Origin of the sequence: Halomonas sp. KM072 (assembly GCF_050710315.1) — a bacterium.
GTDB lineage: Bacteria > Pseudomonadota > Gammaproteobacteria > Pseudomonadales > Halomonadaceae > Vreelandella > Vreelandella hamiltonii.
The window spans coordinates 3,742,971-3,762,355 of sequence record NZ_CP136132.1; the positions used below are offsets into that span (position 1 = coordinate 3,742,971).

A 19,385-nucleotide genomic window follows, 5' to 3' on the forward strand; every position below is an offset into this window, starting at 1 on the left:
GGCTTTTATCAAGACTCCTGGCCAGGTGCCTGATGCAACGGCTATAGGAGCTTTGTCTGTGGCCACAAAACACGCTGCGCTTCATGCGCTTATCGAACCCATCGTTGCCGCCATGGGCTTCGAGCTTTGGGGCATCGAGCATGTTTCCCAGGGCAAGCATTCGCGGCTGGTCATTTATATCGAGCGCGAGAGTGGTGTCAGCGTGGAAGATTGCGCCGACATCAGCCGTCAAGTCAGTGCCGTGATGGATGTGGAAGATCCGATTCCCGGCGAGTACCGCCTGGAAGTCTCGTCACCCGGTATGGCACGCCCCCTTTATTCTCTGGACCATTTCATCCGTTACCAGGGCCATCAGGTGGCGCTGAAGCTACGCCTCGCTTTCGATGGGCGGCGCAAGTTCCAGGGGCTGCTGGCTGGGGTCGAAGGGGATGAAGTGCTGCTGCAAATGGAAGGTGAGGAGTACTGCTTTCCCATTGAAAGCATTGACGCTGCGCACGTTGTCCCGCAGTTCGAAGAATAACGGGTGGCGGCTTCCGGTAGATGCCGGGTCGGCGCACAAAAGGACAGGTTTTCTGGCGAGGCATACGCATGAGTAAAGAAATCTTAATGGTCGTGGACGCGATCTCCAACGAAAAAGGCGTCCCCCGTGATGTAATTTTCGAAGCGGTAGAAGCCGCGCTGGCCAGCGCGTCGCGCAAGCGTTTCGAGCAGGAAGAAGCCAATGTGCGGGTGCGTATCGACCGTAAAACCGGCGACTACGACACCTTCCGCTACTGGACCGTCGTGGAAGACGATGAGTTCGAGACGCCCGACTACGAAATCAAGCAGAGCATCGCCGAGCAGCGGGATCCGCCGCTGGCGTTGGGCGATGTGGTCGAGCAGAAGATCGAAAACGCCATGTTTGGCCGCATTGCGGCACAAACTGCCAAGCAAGTCATCGTCCAAAAGGTGCGCGAAGCCGAGCGTGCCGAGGTCGTGCGTCAATACGCAGACCGTGAAGGCGAGCTGGTGGCCGGTATCGTCAAGAAAACCACCCGTGATGGCCTGATCATCGACCTGGGCGAGAACGCCGAAGCGTTCCTGCCGCGCAACGAGATGATTCACGGCGAGCGCTACCGCATGAACGAGCGAGTGCGTGCGCTGCTGGTCAAGGTGGACCCGGATGCCCGTGGTGCCCAGCTGCAGCTGTCGCGTACCTGCCCGGAGTTCATCATCGAGCTGTTCAAGATCGAGGTGCCGGAAATCGCCGAGCAGCTGATCGAAATCAAAGGGGCGGCTCGCGACCCCGGCTCTCGGGCCAAGATCGCGGTAAAAACCAACGACCGCCGTATCGACCCGGTGGGCGCTTGTGTGGGTATGCGTGGTTCTCGGGTGCAGGCGGTCTCTTCCGAACTGCAGAACGAGCGCGTCGATATCGTGCTGTGGGATGACAACCCGGCGCAACTGGTCATCAATGCCATGGCGCCTGCCGATGTGGCGTCTATTCTGGTGGACGAAGACGCCCACGCGATGGACGTGGCGGTCGCCCAGGACAACCTGGCCCAGGCCATTGGTCGCAGCGGCCAGAACGTGCGCCTGGCGTCCGAGTTGACTGGCTGGCGTATCAACGTCATGACCGAAGACGAGGCGGAATCCAAGCGCGAGCAGGAAATCGACAGCCTGGTGGACACGTTCGTTCAGCACCTGGAAGTGGACGAAGACGTTGCCCGCCTGCTGGTTGAAGAAGGGTTCACCACCCTGGAAGAAGTTGCTTACGTGCCGCTGGAAGAGATGCTCGAAATCGAAGAGTTCGATGAAGAGCTGGTGGAAGAGCTGCGTGCACGCGCAAAAGACGAGCTGCTGACGATGGCGATTGCCTCGGAAGAAGCGCTGGACGGTGCCCAACCAGCGGATGACCTGCTGGAAATGGACGGTATGGAGCGCCACCTGGCCTTCATTCTCGCCAGCCGCGGCATTGTCACAATGGAAGATCTCGCCGAGCAGTCTGTCGACGATCTGGTCGATATCGAGGAGTTGGACGAAGCGCGCGCAGCGGCACTGATCATGACTGCCCGTGCGCCCTGGTTCGAAACCGACGACACATCGGATTCGAACACACAGTAAACAGGTCACGGGCTGAGGAGGGTCACTATGTCGGATATGACAGTTAAAGATTTTGCAGTGAAGGTGGGCCGCGATGTGCCCCGCCTATTGGAACAGATGAAAGAAGCCGGTTTGCAGCACGCCTCGGAAAGCGATGCCGTGTCTGAAGAAGACAAGCAGACGCTGCTGAGCTTTCTGAAGAAGAGCCACGGCGGCAGCGACAACGAGCCGAGCAAGAACCGCATCACCCTGACGCGTAAAACCCGTAGCCGCATCAAGACCGGCGAGCGCGGTAAAACCATCGAAGTTCAGGTGCGCAAGAAGAAGACCTACGTCAAGCGTGAAGAAGAGAAGCCCAAGGCTGCCGAGCCCCAGCACTCTGGCCCGCGCCAGCTGGTAGGCGACATGGCCGAAGCGGAAGCCGAGCGCAAAGCGCAGGAAGCCCAGGCGGCGGAAGAGAAAGCCGTTGCCGCAAAAGCCAAGGCGGCTGAAGACGCTGCACGCAAAGCGGCGGAAGAGCAAGCCAAGGTCAAGGCGGCAGAAGTGCCGGACATCGCCGTGCCTGACCTGGAAATCGACGATGCACCGACGGGTGAAGACCTGCCGCCTGCACCGCCGAAGGAAGGTCGTACCGACCGTCGCACGGCACCGCCCAAGAAAACCGCTGCCAAGAAAAAAGGCCGCGACGATGACGACGATCGCGGTGATCGCGAAGAGCGCAAGCGTGGCGGTGGCGGCAAGAAGGTCAAGCGTGCCGAGCGCCGTGGTGGTCGTCGTGGCGGCGCAAGCCAGAGCGGCAACGGCAAGCACGGCTTCCAGAAGCCGACTCAGCCGATCGTGCGTGAAGTCTCGATCCCTGAATCGATCAGCGTTGCCGAGCTTGCCGACAAGATGTCGATCAAGGCCAACGAAGTCATCAAGGCCATGTTCACCATGGGCGCGGCGGTGACCATCAACCAGACCATCGACCAGGATACTGCGGCGATCGTCGTGGAAGAGATGGGCCACAAGGTCAAGCTGGTGAAGGATGACGCGCTGGAAACGGAAATGCTGGAAGGCATCTCCTACGAAGGTGAAGAGATCACCCGCTCACCCGTGGTGACCGTCATGGGTCACGTTGACCACGGTAAGACCTCGCTGCTGGACTACATCCGTCGTGCCAAGGTCGCCACCGGCGAAGCGGGCGGTATTACCCAGCACATCGGTGCTTACCACGTGGAAGACAACCACGGCGGTGTCACCTTCCTGGATACCCCCGGTCACGCGGCGTTTACCGCCATGCGTGCTCGTGGTGCCAAAGCCACCGACGTGGTCATCCTGGTCGTGGCTGCCGACGATGGCGTGATGCCGCAAACCGTTGAAGCGATCGAGCACTCCAAAGCGGCTGAAGTGCCCATGGTCGTGGCGGTGAACAAGATCGATAAAACGGGCGCGGACTTCGACCGCATTCGTAACGAGCTGTCACAGCACGGCGTGATCTCCGAAGAGTGGGGCGGTGACACGCAGTTTGTTCACGTGTCCGCCAAAACCGGCGAAGGCATGGAAGACCTGCTGGAAGCGATCCAGTTGGCCTCCGAAGTGCTTGAGCTGACAGCCGTTCCGTCGGCGCCTGGCAAAGGTGTCGTTGTCGAGTCTCGCCTGGACAAAGGCCGTGGCCCGGTGGCTACCGTGCTGGTTCAGAACGGTACGCTGAAGAAGGGTGATATCGTGCTGGCAGGCCTGCACTACGGTCGCGTTCGTGCGCTGACCAACGAGCTGGGTCAACAGGTCGATACCGCTGGCCCCGCCATGCCGGTCGAGATCCAGGGTCTCGACGGCACGCCGGATGCCGGTGACGACTTCATGGTCGTGGCCGACGAGAAGAAAGCCCGTGAAGTGGCCAACTTCCGTCAAGGCAAATACCGCGAAGTGCGCCTGGCGCGTCAGCAGAAAGCCAAGCTGGAGAACATGTTCAGCCAGATGGGCCAGGACGAAGTGGCCAAGGTCAACATCGTCCTCAAAGCCGACGTTCAGGGGTCACTGGAAGCCATCAAGGGCGCTCTGGAAGAGCTCTCCACCGACGAAGTGCAAGTGGCGGTGGTCTCCTCCGGCGTGGGTGGTATCACCGGAACCGACGCCAACCTGGCGCTGGCGTCGGAAGCCATTGTGGTGGGCTTCAACGTACGTGCCGATGCCGCAGCCCGTGAGATCATCGAGCGTGAAGGTCTGGATCTGCGCTACTACAGCGTCATCTACCAGCTGATCGACGAGGTCAAGCAGGCGATGAGCGGTATGCTTGCTCCCGAGTGGAAAGAAGAGATCGTGGGCGTGGCCGAAGTACGCGACGTCTTCCGCGCGCCGAAGATCGGTGCGGTGGCCGGCTGTATGGTCGTCGAAGGCACGGTTTCCCGCAGCAAGCGTATCCGCGTTCTGCGTGACAACGTGGTCATCTACGAAGGCGAACTCGAATCGCTGCGCCGCTTCAAGGACGACGTACAGGAAGTGCGTAACGGCATGGAGTGTGGCATCGGCGTGAAGAACTACAACGATGTTCAGGTCGGCGACAAGATCGAAGTCTTTGACCAAGTGAAGGTCGAGCGCAGCCTGTAAGGCAGCGAGGAGTCAACATGCGCGAATTCAAGCGTACCGACCGGGTAGCCGACCAGCTCCAGAAGGAGCTGGCGGTACTGATCCAGCGGGAAGTAAAAGACCCGCGTCTTGGCATGATCACGGTGAGCGGCGCTGCCGTCAGCCGTGACCTGGGCTACGCCGATATCTATGTCACCCTGCTGGGTGAACAGGAGCCCGAGCGTATCAAGGAAAACCTGCAGGTGCTCAAGCGCGCCTCGGGGTTTCTGAGAAGCCAGATTGCCAAGCGCATCAAGCTGCGCCACGTGCCCGAGCTGCGTTTTCATTACGATGAAAGCGTGGTGCGTGGCCAGCACCTCTCATCGCTGATCGACGAGGCGGTCTCTACCGACCGTGCCCGCCAATCAGATGACGAGGACGACACCGGCGCCCAGGGTGAGGAGACGCGCTAATGGCTCGTCGCCGTCGCGGATTACCGGTGAATGGCGTGGTGCTGCTGGACAAGCCCAAGGGCATTTCCAGCAACCATGCACTCCAGCGTGTGCGCCGTCTGTTCGAGGCGCAGAAAGCCGGGCATACCGGCACGCTGGACCCCATGGCAACGGGCTTGCTGCCCATTTGCCTGGGGGAAGCCACCAAGTTTTCCGCACACCTGCTGGAAGCCGACAAGATGTATCGCACCCGGGTCGAACTGGGCGTGATCACCGACACCGGCGATGCCGAGGGTAACGTCATCGAGCGGCGTGAGGTGCCAAGCCTCACAGCCGAGGATGTGGAGGCCGTGCTGGTCCGCTTTCGTGGCGAGATCGACCAGGTGCCGCCCATGTATTCGGCGTTGAAGCACCAGGGCAAGAAGCTCTACGAGCTGGCGCGCGAGGGCAAGCAGGTTGAACGTGCAGCACGGCGGGTTAGCGTGTATGATGCGCGCCTGCTGGCGTTCGAGGGTCATGCCTTCGAGCTGGAAGTCAGTTGCAGCAAGGGAACTTACATCCGGACCCTGGCCGAAGACATTGGCCTGGCGCTGGGGTGTGGTGCCCACATCAGTCAACTGCGCAGGCTCAAGACCGGCCCCTTCGGTGGCGACGCCATGTGGACCCTGGAGGCGCTGGAAGCGCTGGCAAGTCAGGCCCATCGCGAGGCGGAACTGATGCCCGTCGATGTGCTGGTGGATCATCTGCCATCGCTCAGCGTGGACGATGCTGCCTATGACAGGCTGGCCCACGGGCAGTCGGTGCAGCTGGCCAGTGGCGAGTTGGCAGCAGATGCGTTGGCACGACTTTATCACGCCGAGACCTTTATCGGCCTTGGCGTTGTAAAAGGGCCGCAGGAAGTGGCTCCCAAGCGACTGTTGAGTACGGTCGCTCGTTCGTAATTTCGCCGTGAAAACGTTGCAAGGATGCGGCGATTTACGCGAAAATAGCAGCTTGAGACTGCAAATATGCGTGGTCTCACCCATTCATTTTTAGGCATATTGCTTACTGGAGAGACAGATGGCATTAACCGCTGAGAAAAAGGCCGAAATCGTCAACGAATACGGCCGCGGCGACAACGACACCGGTTCCCCTGAAGTGCAGGTTGCACTGCTGAGCGCCAACATCAATGGCCTGCAGGACCACTTCAAGACCAACAAGCAGGATCACCACTCTCGTCGTGGTCTGATCCGCATGGTAAACCAGCGTCGTAAGCTGCTGGACTACCTGAAGCGTAAGGATTTCGAGCGTTATCAGTCTCTGATCCAGAAACTGGGTCTGCGTCGCTAAGCAGTAACGGCAACGATTCAAAACGGGCAGCTCCTTGCGAGCTGCCCGTTTTTTTGTTTGAGGTAGCCGTCAGCCGCGTCAACGCCTAGAATGGTGGCGAGTCAAAACGACCCAAGCGAAAAGACAAGTAGCTATTAATGTTAAAGGAAGTCGCCGTGAATCCGGTCAAGAAAACGTTCCAATACGGTCGTAGCACCGTCACCCTCGAAACTGGGCGTATCGCTCGCCAGGCCACTGGTGCCGTCATGGTCACCATGGACGAGACCGTCGTACTGTGTACGGTGGTGGCGAAGAAAGACGTCAATCCCGCCCAATCCTTCTTCCCGCTCTCGGTGCACTACCAGGAAAAGACCTACGCGGTCGGCAAGATTCCTGGCGGCTTCTTCAAGCGTGAAGGTCGCCCCACCGAGAAAGAGACCCTCACGTCACGGCTGATCGACCGCCCCATTCGCCCGCTGTTCCCCAAGGGCTTCATGAACGAAGTGCAGGTGATCTGTACCGTTCTGTCGACTGACCGCAACCATGATCCGGATATTGCGGCCATGCTGGGCACCTCGGCAGCGCTGAGCATCTCAGGCGTTCCGTTCAATGGCCCGATTGGCGCTGCGCGCGTGGGCTTCAACGAAGAGCAGGGCTACTTCCTGAACCCCACCGTCGAAGAGCTGACCACCTCCGAGCTGGACATGGTGGTGGCCGGTACCGAAAACGCCGTGCTGATGGTGGAGTCGGAAGCTCAGGAACTGCTGGAAGACGAAATGCTGGGGGCCGTACTGTTCGGCCACCAGGAGATGCAGGTGGCGGTCAACGCCATCAAGGAACTGGCCGCTGAAGCAGGCAAGCCGCGCTGGGACTGGCAGCCGCCCGCCGAAAACGTGGCGCTGAAAACCGCCATGGCCGACGCGTTCGAAGCTAAAGTGGGCGATGCGTACCGCATTACCGACAAGATGGCGCGTCAGGATGCGCTGGCCGAGCTGAAAGAGGCTGCTTTGGCCCAGCTGGTGGCTGAAGAAGGTGACTCCTCGGAAGGCAAGTTCAGTGCCGATGACGTCAAGGGGGCCTTTGCGGCGCTGGAGAAGCGCGTGGTGCGCTCTCGCGTCGTCAAGGGCGAGCCGCGCATCGACGGCCGCGACAACGTCACCGTGCGCCCGCTGGCCATCGAAGTCGGTGTGCTGCCCAAGACTCACGGCTCGGCCATCTTCACCCGTGGCGAAACCCAAGCCATCGCCGTGGCGACACTGGGCACGCTGCGCGACTCGCAGCTGATCGAGTCGCTGGAAGGCGAGCGTAAAGACCGCTTCATGCTGCACTACAACTTCCCTCCCTACTCGGTGGGTGAAGCAGGCTTCATGGGTGGCCCGAAGCGTCGTGAAATCGGTCACGGCCGTTTGGCTCGTCGTGGCGTCCAGGCCATGCTGCCCTCCGAAGAAGATTTCCCCTACACCATTCGCGTGGTGTCGGAAATCACCGAATCCAATGGTTCCAGCTCCATGGCCTCGGTCTGTGGCTCCTCGCTGGCGCTGATGGACGCAGGCGTTCCGCTGAAAGCCCCGGTGGCGGGTATTGCCATGGGTCTCGTCAAGGACGAAGACGGCTACGCGGTGCTGACCGACATCCTGGGTGACGAAGACCACCTGGGCGACATGGACTTCAAGGTGGCGGGTTCTGAAGAGGGTGTTACTGCCCTCCAGATGGACATCAAGATCGAAGGCATCAACGAAGAGATCATGGAAACCGCGCTGCAGCAGGCTCACGATGCGCGTATCGGTATCCTGGCGCAGATGAACGCCGTGATCAGCCAAAGCCGTACCGATGTCTCCGAGAATGCGCCTTCCATGGCCACCATCAAGATCGATCCGGACAAGATCCGTGACGTCATCGGCAAGGGCGGCGCTACCATCCGCAAGATTTGCGAAGACACCGGCGCGTCCATCGACCTGGATGACGACGGCACCGTGCGCATCTATGCCGAAGACAAGGCTGCGGCCAAGAAGGCCATCGATACCGTACTGGCCATCACGGCAGAAGCGGAAATCGGCAAGCTCTACCAGGGCAAGGTCGTGCGCATCGCCGACTTCGGTGCTTTCGTAAACATCATGCCGGGTACCGATGGCCTGGTGCATATTTCGCAAATCGTCGCCGAGCGCGTCAACAACGTGCGCGATTTCCTCAACGAAGGTGACGACGTCGTCGTGAAGGTGCTGGATATCGACAACCGCAACCGCGTGAAGCTCTCGATCAAAGAGATCACCGAGGAAGAGAAGGCCGCGTTTGCCGCTGCCGAGGCGGATATCGCAGGCTAATCGGCCACCCGCGTATGACCACCGCCCCCGCAGCCCTTGGCTGTGGGGGCGGTGTCGTTTGGTAGCCCCGCATATTTGAAGCCCACGTATTTTGATAGACCCATACAGAGGAAGCAGCATGGAGCAGCAGGAGTCACCGCGCTGGTGGGCGGTGGTCGCCGTGATGATCGGCATCTTTTTACTGGTAACCGCCGAGCAGCTGCCCATTGGGCTGCTCTCGCAGGTTGCTGCAGACATGGGCGTGACCCCCGGCATGGCTGGGTTGATGGTCACCGTGCCGGGAGTAGTGGCGGCGTTTTCCGCCCCCTTGCTGCCGGTGGCCGTCGGCCGTCTGGACCGCCGCATCATGCTGACGCTGATGATGGTGGTGATGGTCATTGGCAGCCTGCTGTCGGCCCTGGCCACGACCTTTATCTTACTCCTGGCCGCCAGGGTGCTGGTGGGGATGAGTATTGGCGGTTTCTGGGCCATTGCTGGCAGCATTGCGCCGCGCCTGGTGCCGGCGCATCAGGTGGCCCGTGCCATGACCATCATCTTCGGAGGCGTGGCAGCAGCCTCGGTGCTGGGCGTGCCTTTGGGGACCCTGCTGGGGGATGCCAGCCACTGGCGGGTGGCCTTCGGCGCCCTTGGGGGCATGAGCCTGCTCACCGCCGTGGCGCTATGGGTGTGGTTGCCGCCGCTTCCACCCCGGGAGCCGGTGCGCTTGCGCATGCTGGCGCAGCAGCTGCAAAACCGAGGCGTTCGGGTCGCCGTGCTGACCACCGGGCTGGTGGTGGTCGGGCACTTCGTGGCGTACACCTTTATCAGTCCGATCCTGCAGGAGATCAGCGGCGTGGCCCAGCGGCATGTAGGAAGCCTGCTGCTGCTCTATGGGGCGGCAGGCATTCTGGGCAATATCGCCGCTGGGGCCTTTGCCGGGCGCCATCCTTATCGGGCGGTGTTGGTCATCCCCAGCCTGCTGCTGGTGGTAGTCGGGCTGTTTCCGCTGCTGGGCGTGCAGCCGACCAGCGGCGTGCTGCTGCTGATGCTGTGGGGCGCCGTGTTTGGCAGTGTCTCGGTCAGCATCCAGACCTGGATTCTGCGCACGGCTCCCAATACGGAAGCCGCCACGGCGCTGATGGCGTTTGTCTTCAATATGTCGATTGGCCTGGGCGCCATGGTGGGCGGTCAGGTGGTGGACAGCACCAGCCTGCCGGTGACCATGTGGGCCTCATCAGGGCTCTTCCTGCTGGGGGCGCTGTTGGTCTGGCGGACGCCATCGCGCCTTTTAGCAGAGAAAAGTCGTTGAGCGGCCAGTCGTGATGCATCATGAGTCGCTGGGGCACTGTCTGGTCTCGTTTGCCTTTTTCCAGCCAAAGCCTAGGAGGGCGCCGGTACGGCTAATGTTGGTGAGCATAGGCAGCATCGCCGTGAGTTCGGTGGTATAGTTGACTTTATTTTGAGTTAGCCTCTCGTTGACTTCTCTATGTTAAGCATTGGGTAGTACATGGAACTGTCCTTATCTGCGAACGAACTCAAAGACATTACCTTGCTGGAGGAGACGGCATCGTCAGCGCTTTGGCTGGCAAAGCTCTACGCTGAATCTGTCGTGATCAAACGCAGCAAATGGTCGATGCCGGGGATGTCGCATGCCGACATGCTTCGCCACGAGTTCGATCATTGCCGACAGTTCCCTGATGCCAAGCTGATTGCGGTTAAAGGGCTATTTTCTTGGAACGACACCCCCGTGCTGCTGCGGGAGTATTTCGAAGGCCAGCCGCTTGATCAATGGCTGGCGCACCACTCGTTCACGGAAGATCGATTTTTGCGCTTGGCGGTGGCGCTGGTCGAGGCGGTGCGAGCGATTCATAAAGCCGGATGTATCCATGGGCGACTATCACCTGAACATCTTTTGCTCAGCCCCGATTCGGCTGATTTTCGGCTGCTAGGGTTAAGAGCACGCTCGGGGCATGACGAAAGCACCCAGCACCCGTATCAGGCCTTACGCGGCGATCCTTATCAGGCTCCAGAGCAGCACCCTCGTTCGGGCGCGCCGGTCGATGAACGCAGTGATATATATGCCCTGGGTGCCCTGTTTTGGCTGATGTTGACTGGGCAAGCGCCCGTCGTGGACAAACAGGCGGCAGGGACGTCGAGTTACGCCGACCTACAGCACTTATGTCCCGAGCTGGCGCCGGTCGTGATACGAATCGTGGAGAAAATGATGGCGACCGATCAGCGTCGGCGCTATCAAACGCTGGCCGCAGTGGCCGTCGACTTGCAAATCTGTTTAGGCAGGCGGGAGGTCGAAGCACCCCAAGCAGATTTCCAAATCGATCGGCTGGAAGACGTTCGCCGCCTGTTCAGTCAGGGAGAGCACCATGGTCGAGAGGTTTCCCTACAGCGATTGGTCGATGCACTGGAGCAAGCCGTTGGTCAACCTTTGACAACGGTACTGGTGCATGGTGCCTCGGGGATCGGTAAGTCCAGTTTAGTGTATGCCGCACAGCTGTCCATGGTAGGGCGCTACCATTTTGTCCAAGCGAAATTCGACCAGTATGCCTCCAACAGTCCCTTTCAAGGGTTGTTCGCTGCGCTACAGCAACTGTTGAGGCAGCTGTTATCCGAGTCGTCCGAGCAGGTGAGGCGTTGGGGGGCTCTTTTTCATGACGCTTTGGGCAGTGATGCCGGTATTCTGGTGGAGGCGCTGCCCGAGTTGACGTGGTTCATTGGAGAGACGCCCAAGGCTGTCGCCTTGCCTGCGGAAGATGCCAAGGTACGCCTTCAGCGCTTATTGAGCCGTTTCGTGCAAACCCTGGCCAGCCTCGACCTTCCTTTATGTCTGTTCCTCGATGATTGCCAGTGGGCGGATGCAGCCACGCTTGAGTGGCTGGAGTCGGTTCGCCATGACCTGAGATCGGTGGTGGTGGTGATGGCGTTCAGGGATGATGCCGACAGCATGAATACGACGCTGAGCGGCTTTTTAGCGCGTCTCGAAGAACAGGACACAGGACTGTTGGATCTACCGCTCGAGCCGCTCGGTGCCTCTTTGATTGGTGATGTGTTGCAGAAACGCCTCCAACTCTCGAGTGAGGAAGCCGAGGCGCTGGCAGTGACCATCGTGGAGAAGACCCAAGGTAACCCGCTGTATGTGTCAGAGTACTTGCGCCAGTGTCAGCTGCAAGGCGTGCTGCGGTTCGACCCTGTGGCGTTAGCCTGGAGGCTCGATCTGCAGCAGTTGCACCACATACCCGCGAGTGAAAACGTGGTGCAATTGCTGGCAGGGCGGCTGACATTTTTGCTGCGAGAGGGGCAGCAGGTATTAAAAACAGCCGCGTGTATCGGCAACCAGTTTGGTGTCGGTCTCTTGAAACAGTTGTTACCCGATGTGGCCGTCGAGCCTCTACTGGCCGATGCCCAAGCCGATGGCTGGTTGGTGCCACGCGTGGCGGAATCCAAGGAGTATGCCTTTACCCATGATCGCATACAGCAAGCCGCCTATGGACTGATGGATGAGCAAACCGCTCAGCGCGTGCATCTGTCGATTGCACAGTGCCTGATGGAGAGCCAACCGCCTGAAGCTCACTTGATGGAGTGCGTGCATCACTACAATGTCGCCTTGTCGCACATTGTCGATACGCAGCTCTTGGCTCAGGTGGGCCAGTTGAACCTGCAGGCGAGTGAGGTTGCAAAAAAAAACGGCGATTTTCAGCTTGCCCTAAAGTACGTCGAGCAAGCCATGGCGCTTCTACTACCACGAGAGACGGATCCACAGCGACACGCGGAGATACTGAAGGAGCGGGCGGAGTGCGAGCACCTTTGTGGCCGAAAGTCGGCGGCCCTCAGCCATTATCACCAGGCGCTCGACACCAGCGTCGATGCTCGCCAACGTACGCGAATCTATGAACTGCTGATCAAGTTCTATACCGACTGCAGTGAGTTTCAGCAAGCCTTCGACACTGGACGGGAAGCGCTGGCTCACCTCGGCTTTAGGCTGCCGGCTGGCTTTCATCCACTGAACTTTGCGGCCGATTATGTGCATTTGAAGCGCAAGTTGCTGGGAGCCACCATAGAGACGCTGCTAGCGATTCCCGAGGCCAATGATGCGGCTGTCTGCGATCAGATACGCTTACTGTCAGCCATGCAAAAAGCGGCCTATCAGCTCCGCCCTGAGCTGTGTGTGGCCCTGGCGGCGAAGCAAGTTGGCTTGTGCCTGCGTCATGGTAATACGCGGGAAGCGGTGGTGGGATACATGGTGTTCGGTGTGATTTTCCTTGGCGGTATTCGCGGTGTTGCTGAGGAGGGTGAAAAGTATGGGCGCCTCTCAATGGCGATGCTCGAGCACTATAACAATCAGATGCAGAGTGCTGAAGTTCCCTTCGTATATGGCTACTTTGCTCACTCTTGGGTGCATCCTGCCAGTGATACCGAGCGCCTCTGGATGCGTGCCTACGAGCGGGGGCTCGATATCGGCGACTGGTTTCATGTGGGATGTGCAGCGGCTGCCATACTGCAGAGCCAATTGATGCGAGGACAACCGTTAGAGTCCTTGCTGCATCGCTGCGATGATTTTCTGGCAACGTTGCAGCGCATCGATGCACGGCAGCATGTGCACGTGCTGGTAGGCATTCGCCAGGCGATACTCAATCTGCGTTCTCCCTCGTCTATGCTGCCAGACTTCAGCCACGATAATTTCGATGAAAGCGCTTATGTGAGTGCGCTGAACCAATCGAGTTTGCGTCATTTGGCCCATATGTATTTCGTCAACAAAATGTGGGTCTTATATTTTCATGGTCATTATGAAGAGGCGGCCGCCGTGGCTGTCATCAGTCAGAGTTATATGAAAGATAGTCAGGGTATGCTGCACGCGGCCGAACACTGTTTTGTGCATGCGCTGGTGCTGGCACAAACGTTGCGAACCGGTGGACGGCTGGGACGGCGTCGACATCATCTGCGCATCAAGCGTTATGAAGAAAAATTGCATCGATGGGCCAAACAGCGCCCGGATAATTTCTTGGCAAGGGCGCAGTTACTGCAAGGTGAACGTTATCGGCTTTCTGGGTGTGTGGGTAAGGCGATTGCGTGTTTTCAGGAGGCATGTATGACCGCGCAGTTTTACGGTCAGCTCAATCTGCAAATCGTTGGGCATCAATTACTCGAGCAACTGTATGCCCGTCAAGCACAGCGCGTGGCAGCCCAGAGCCATCGGTTGGAAAAGGAGCAACTGGCCGAAAGGTGGGGCGTCGATAGCCGATACGCCCAGGGGGATGGCTTCCGTTTTGCTCATCAGTCCGGTCAGTTCGACCTCGATGGTCTCTCGTCGGCCGTCGAGGTGATCAGCCAGGAGCGCCAACTACCGCGACTGCTTAAAACCTTGATGACCATTTTGCAGGAAAATACCTTGGCGCGGCGCTGTGTGCTGATGCTGCGGGATAACCAGCAGTACCTGATTCAGGCAGAAGTCTCGGTCGAGGGAGATGTCATTCAAGTGATGCAGAACCTGCCCTACGCTCAGGCATGTGATTTGCCACTGCGTGTCATCAACTATGTGATCGCAACGCAAACGCCCATCCTGTTGGACGATGCCTGCCGCTATGCCGTGTTTTCCAACGAGTCCTACTTTACGCGCTATCGCGTGCTGTCGGTATTATGCGTGCCTTTGATGATTCAAGGGGAGGTCAAGGGAATCGTTTATCTGGAAAACGATAGCGCGGCAGGGGTGTTTACCCAGGATCGCTTTGCCTTGTTGCGCTATCTCGGTGGGCAGATCGCTATTTCGATTGAAAACGCGCTGGTTTACCAGAAGCTGGAACAGAAGGTGGGGGAGCGCACCCAGGATATCGAACGGCAGAAGCAAGCGTTACAGAAGCAAAACGACACCATTGTTCATCTGAATCAGCGGCTGACGAAAGAGAACGGTGAGCGCAAATTGGCCGAGCAAAAGCTCAAGGATGCCAACCGGCGTCTGCAAACGCTAGCGACGACCGATGGCTTGACCGGTATCAGCAACCGTCGTCATTTCAACGAGGTGCTGCAGCGACACCATCTCTACTGCAAACGGCATGAATTGCCCCTTGCCCTGCTGATCTGCGACTTGGATGAGTTCAAGGCGTACAACGACCATTATGGGCATCAGGCGGGAGATGAGTGCTTGATGGCCGTAGCAGAGTGTCTAGCCTCCGTGGTAAAGCGGCCTAACGATCTCGTGGCACGCTATGGCGGCGAAGAGTTCGCGATCATACTGCCCGATACGGATCGTGACGGTGCCCTGAGTATTGCCGAACGGATACACCAAGCCATTGACGCGTGCGCCATTCCCCATCAAGTCTCTTCGGTCGCGTCTCGGGTGACCCTGAGCATGGGGTTGAGCGTTGGTTATCAAGTCGACGCTGTCGAACTTCTTTCTCGTGCCGACCAGGCCCTGTACCGGGCGAAAGGGCTGGGTAAAAATCGTACCTGTGTGTTTGACGCTGACGGCTAATGTTACCCAACCTGTGCTAGGAGAAATGCCATGCGGTTAGTGGATTGCCAACGATTACTACCCGCTGTTTTACTTGCTGGGTTTAGTCTGCCGTTGGCCGCCGACGTGAATCCATTCGCGGTCAACGATGGCAATACGCCTGATGCTGCGGAGTATGACGGCCCGCTTTTTCAGTTCAACTACCACTACCCTTCAACGCTCGAGGCGTCGCGGGCTATGCCTTGGCGAGCATCGTTGAATGACGTGGCGTTGAGCAAGGCGACGGCGTATGAGTATGTCATGGCCTTGAAGCAGTTCGTCGACGACCCCATGCGCATGCTGGTCACGCAACCCGAGGAGTGGAATCGACAGCCACCCGCTCACTGGTACAGCATGCTGTGGGCAGGTGAGGCGATTCCCACAACGGGTTGGGAGGGTCGAGAAGCCATTTATGGCACTTATACGGGTCAGATTCAGTCGGCATCCGTTTATGCAGACTCGGGCCTGACGGTGGACGTGCGCAACCATGCAGCTATCTACTATAACCAGACGGCTGCCTATGCCTTGGGGCAGGTATGGCAAAGCTGTGACCCGGTCTCGACCCAATGTACGCCGAGTCTCATGGCGGGCGAGGCGCAATTTCCCGAAGGTTCGGTGATCATCAAAGCGGCAGCCGCTACGGCAACACCGGAAGAGTGGCCGGTACTGGAAGGCGCTGGTATCTGGCAGATCTACCGGCGCCCCTTCAATCGGCACGGTACGCTAGATGATCAGCCGCCGGTGGTGACGGATGTCCGTGTGGCCATCTTCGATATCATCGTCAAAGACAGCGTTGCCGCGCCGGAGACGGGGTGGGTGTTCTCTACCCTAGTCTATGACCGGGATGCCGAAGGTGACGATGCGTGGGACAAGATGATTCCCTTAGGGGCCATGTGGGGGCTTGATCCTACGGTCGATTCAGCGGCATACCCCCAGCAGCCGCTAGAGCAGACCTACGTCAATCCCGAGGCGCCTGCCTTCTCCACGGTCACGCTGGGCTACGGTGGACGCTTATCGGGCCCCTTTGATATTGCCGTGAAATATGATGTGTCCGTCGAGGGTGAGAGAGTGGCCGCACTGCCAAGCTCGTCATGCATGAGCTGCCATGGCACGGTGGCTTACTTACCGGGCAGCGACCGAATGACCACGTTTTTCTATCCGGCCATACTGCCGCTCAATGCACATGAGCCGATGCGCATGCACCCCCCAGGCTCGATGGAGTGGAATGCCTGGTTCACCAATCGCCTGGGCGACCAGGTGCAAACCAATGAGGTAGGCGCCATTGCCCTGGACTACAGTACTTTTCTCGAAATGGTGTTGATGAATTACGCATCGCAGCATCAGCTTAGTGGTGACGCCTACGATTCGCTTTGGGAAGCATGGCGGCAACGCGTGCAGGCTTTCCGGCACTGACGTAAGTTAACGTACTCCAAATGGCAAAATCCTCGTCCATTGACGAGGATTTTTGCTATCCAGCTGGCGTTTAGTTTGGATGTTAAAGAGGGGCGTCAAGGACGCTCAATCGCCAGTGCAACCCCTTGGCCACCGCCAATACATAGCGTCGCCAAGCCTTTTTTGGCATCGCGGGCGATCATTTCGTGGAGCAGCGTGACCAGCACGCGGCAGCCAGAGGCACCGATGGGGTGGCCAATGGCAATGGCGCCGCCGTTCACGTTGACCTTCGAGGTATCCCAGCCCAGCTCCTTATTGACCGACAGTGCCTGAGCCGCGAAGGCTTCGTTGGCTTCGACCAGATCCAGGTCATCCAGGCTCCAGCCCGCTTTTTCCAGGCAGCGGCGGGTAGCCGGGGCCGGGCCGATGCCCATGATGGCCGGGTCGACCCCTGCATTGGCGTAAGCGGCAATGCGTGCCAGCGGCTCCAGGCCCAGCGCTTTGGCTTTTTCAGCGGAGCACAGCATGACCACGGCAGCACCATCGTTGAGCGATGAAGCGTTGCCTGCTGTCACGGTGCCATCTTTCTTGAAGGCAGGGCGCATGCCGCCCAGCTTCTCGGCCGACACTTCGCGCGGGTTTTCGTCAGTATCAAAAACCACCGGGTCGCCTTTGCGCTGGGGGACTTCCACCGGCACGATCTGGCCTTTGAACTTGCCCTCTTTGATGGCAGCCGCGGCTTTTTGCTGCGAAGCGGCGGCAAATTCGTCCATCTCTTCCCGGGTGATGGCGTATTTTTCGGCCAGGTTTTCGGCGGTGATGCCCATGTGGTAGTTGTTAAACGCGTCCCACAGGCCGTCGTGGACCATGGAGTCGATGGCTTTCCAGTCGCCCATGCGCTGGCCGTTACGCGAATTCGGCAGGATGTGCGGGGAGGCCGACATGTTTTCCTGGCCGCCTGCCAGAATGATCTCGGCATCGCCACAGCGAATGGCCTGAGTGGCCAGGTGCAGCGCCTTGAGGCCGGAGCCACAGACCTTGTTGATGGTCATGGCTGGCACGCTCTCTGGCAGGCCTGCCTTGATGGCGGCCTGGCGAGCGGGGTTCTGGCCGGCGCCTGCGGTCAGTACCTGACCCAGCAGCACTTCATCGATCTGTTCAGGAGCCACGCCCGTCGATGCCATGATGTCTTTGATGACCAGCGCGCCCAGGTCGCTGGCAGGAATACCGGCAAGTGAACCGCCAAATGAGCCTACAGCAGTGCGGCGAGCCGCCACAATGACCACGTCTTGCATACATTGACTCCTTGAGTGAGTGTTGCATCGTTTCTATCGCAGATAAATTCATCGCAGATAGACGTGCCGCCTATCTCTTGTTGTTAGTGTCGTTACTGCGTGTCGTGTCAGGCTTGGCTACCAGCATAGGGGAAGGTTGTGCATTGCGGCAATACGCTTTTTTTGGCAAATAAAAACGGGCCGATCAACGGCCCGCTGGAAACGGCGTGTTTGCAACGCGTGCGTCTTACGCCAGCTGTACCGGAATGGCATTGCTGGTGTGGCTGACGTGGTTGCCTTCCTGCAGGTAGACCAGTGCGGGCTGGTGCTGCTCCACTTCGGCTTCGGAGTAGTGGGCGTAGCTGCAGATGATGATGCGGTGCCCGGGCGAGGCCAGATGCGCCGCTGCGCCGTTGATGGAAATCAACCGTGAGCCTTCTTCTCCACGAATGGCGTAGGTGGTGAAGCGCTCGCCGTTCTCCACGTTGTAGATCTGGATCTGTTCGTTTTCGCGGATCCCGGCCATGTCCAGCAGCTCGCCGTCGATGGCGCAGGAGCCTTCGTAGTTGAGCACGGCGTGGGTGACGCGGGCCATGTGCAGCTTGGCCTTGAGCATGATGGTATGCATGAAAACTCCTGGATGACGAGCCAGCCCAACGGCTAGCTTTGGGCAGCCTTGGGTAGCTGCACACTGATGTTGTCGATAAGCCGTGCCGAGCCGAGTTTGGCAGCTGCCAGCAGAACGGCCTGGTGGGTGGACGGCGTGACTGGGCCGAGTTCGGGGTCACGCAGCTCCAGATAGTCGGGCGTAAAGCCGGCATCATACAGCGCAGCCTTGCCGCGTTGTAGTACCTGTTCGATAGGCTCGCCTTGCTCCAGCGCCTCGCGTAATGCGCACAGCGTGCGATATAGCGCAGGCGCCTGGGTGCGCTCTTCGGCACTGAGATAGCCATTGCGCGATGACAGGGCCAGACCGTCCTCGGCACGCACGATGGGCACGCCCAGAATCTCGATGGGCATGTGCAGGTCGGCGACCAGCTTGCGGATCACCGCCAGCTGCTGATAGTCCTTTTCGCCAAAGCAGGCGACATCGGGCTGAACCAGGTGGAACAGCATGCTGACCACCGTCGAGACACCATCGAAGTGGCCAGGGCGTGACCCGCCGCATAGCCCTTCGCCTACCACCGGTACGTGGACACGGGTTTGTGCCGCCAGACCATTGGGGTAGAGCGCGCTCACCGTGGGGGCGAACAGAACATGGCAGCCTGCCTCGGTGAGCTGGGTCTGGTCCGCTTCGAAGGTGCGCGGGTAGGCATCCAGGTCTTCACCCGGGCCAAACTGCATCGGGTTGACGAACAGGCTGGAGACCACCACGTCCGCGTGCTGCCGGGCAGTGGCCACCAGGGCCAGGTGACCGGCATGCAGGTTGCCCATGGTGGGCACCAGCGCAATACGCTGCCCCTGGCGCCGGTATTCGCGCAGCATGGCGCGTAGCTCGTTGATATCTCGCAAAGTGCGCATAGGAAATTCG

13 protein-coding genes are annotated in these 19,385 nt (G+C 59.3%); 10 read left to right on the forward strand and 3 right to left on the reverse strand.

Features of this window, described 5'->3' with window-relative positions; genetic code table 11:
- Positions 1 to 58 precede the first annotated feature (58 nt).
- From rimP to RVM26_RS17880, 10 genes are all read left to right on the forward strand, one after another.
- Positions 59 to 520: a ribosome maturation factor RimP gene (gene rimP, locus RVM26_RS17835; RefSeq protein WP_016915923.1), complete on the forward strand. Its 462-nt coding sequence runs from the start codon at positions 59 to 61 to the stop codon at positions 518 to 520.
- A 68-nt stretch (positions 521 to 588) separates the two neighbouring features.
- Positions 589 to 2,103: a transcription termination factor NusA gene (gene nusA / locus RVM26_RS17840; RefSeq protein WP_026001951.1), complete on the forward strand. Its 1,515-nt coding sequence runs from the start codon at positions 589 to 591 to the stop codon at positions 2,101 to 2,103.
- Between the two features lie 27 nt (positions 2,104 to 2,130).
- Positions 2,131 to 4,671: a translation initiation factor IF-2 gene (gene infB, locus RVM26_RS17845; protein ID WP_498939963.1), complete on the forward strand. Its 2,541-nt coding sequence runs from the start codon at positions 2,131 to 2,133 to the stop codon at positions 4,669 to 4,671.
- A gap of 17 nt (positions 4,672 to 4,688) precedes the next feature.
- The gene (gene rbfA / locus RVM26_RS17850) at positions 4,689 to 5,102 is read left to right on the forward strand and encodes a ribosome-binding factor A (RefSeq protein WP_498939965.1); all 414 of its coding nucleotides are present in this window, start codon (positions 4,689 to 4,691) and stop codon (positions 5,100 to 5,102) included.
- The gene (gene truB / locus RVM26_RS17855) at positions 5,102 to 6,022 is read left to right on the forward strand and encodes a tRNA pseudouridine(55) synthase TruB (RefSeq protein ID WP_016915927.1); all 921 of its coding nucleotides are present in this window, start codon (positions 5,102 to 5,104) and stop codon (positions 6,020 to 6,022) included. The genes rbfA and truB overlap by 1 nt, the downstream gene beginning before the upstream one ends.
- Before the next feature lie 118 nt (positions 6,023 to 6,140).
- Positions 6,141 to 6,410, forward strand: coding sequence for a 30S ribosomal protein S15 (gene rpsO / locus RVM26_RS17860; protein ID WP_016915928.1), 270 nt, complete (start codon positions 6,141 to 6,143; stop codon positions 6,408 to 6,410).
- A gap of 137 nt (positions 6,411 to 6,547) precedes the next feature.
- Complete coding sequence (gene pnp, locus RVM26_RS17865; RefSeq protein WP_081193556.1) at positions 6,548 to 8,710, forward strand: polyribonucleotide nucleotidyltransferase; 2,163 nt, start codon at positions 6,548 to 6,550, stop codon at positions 8,708 to 8,710.
- 118 nt (positions 8,711 to 8,828) lie between these two features.
- A complete protein-coding gene (locus RVM26_RS17870) occupies positions 8,829 to 9,998 on the forward strand; it encodes an MFS transporter (protein WP_498939968.1) in 1,170 nt (389 codons plus the stop codon).
- Positions 9,999 to 10,196: 198 nt separating this feature from the next.
- Positions 10,197 to 15,170 carry a diguanylate cyclase gene (locus RVM26_RS17875; protein ID WP_498939970.1) on the forward strand — a complete coding sequence of 1,658 codons (4,974 nt, stop codon included), beginning with the start codon at positions 10,197 to 10,199 and terminating at the stop codon, positions 15,168 to 15,170.
- Positions 15,171 to 15,200: 30 nt separating this feature from the next.
- Positions 15,201 to 16,601 (forward strand): hypothetical protein, encoded by a 1,401-nt coding sequence (locus tag RVM26_RS17880; RefSeq protein ID WP_498939971.1) that lies wholly within the window; start codon positions 15,201 to 15,203, stop codon positions 16,599 to 16,601.
- A gap of 95 nt (positions 16,602 to 16,696) precedes the next feature.
- Here RVM26_RS17880 and RVM26_RS17885 read toward each other — a convergent pair whose 3' ends face one another.
- The 3 genes from RVM26_RS17885 to panC form a co-directional block, all read right to left on the reverse strand.
- Positions 16,697 to 17,875 (reverse strand): acetyl-CoA C-acetyltransferase, encoded by a 1,179-nt coding sequence (locus RVM26_RS17885; RefSeq protein ID WP_498939973.1) that lies wholly within the window; start codon positions 17,873 to 17,875, stop codon positions 16,697 to 16,699.
- 226 nt (positions 17,876 to 18,101) lie between these two features.
- Positions 18,102 to 18,482: an aspartate 1-decarboxylase gene (panD, locus tag RVM26_RS17890; RefSeq protein WP_016915932.1), complete on the reverse strand. Its 381-nt coding sequence runs from the start codon at positions 18,480 to 18,482 to the stop codon at positions 18,102 to 18,104.
- Positions 18,483 to 18,514: 32 nt separating this feature from the next.
- Positions 18,515 to 19,375 (reverse strand): 4-phosphopantoate--beta-alanine ligase, encoded by an 861-nt coding sequence (gene panC, locus RVM26_RS17895; RefSeq protein ID WP_498939975.1) that lies wholly within the window; start codon positions 19,373 to 19,375, stop codon positions 18,515 to 18,517.
- Between the last annotated feature and the right edge of the window lie 10 nt (positions 19,376 to 19,385).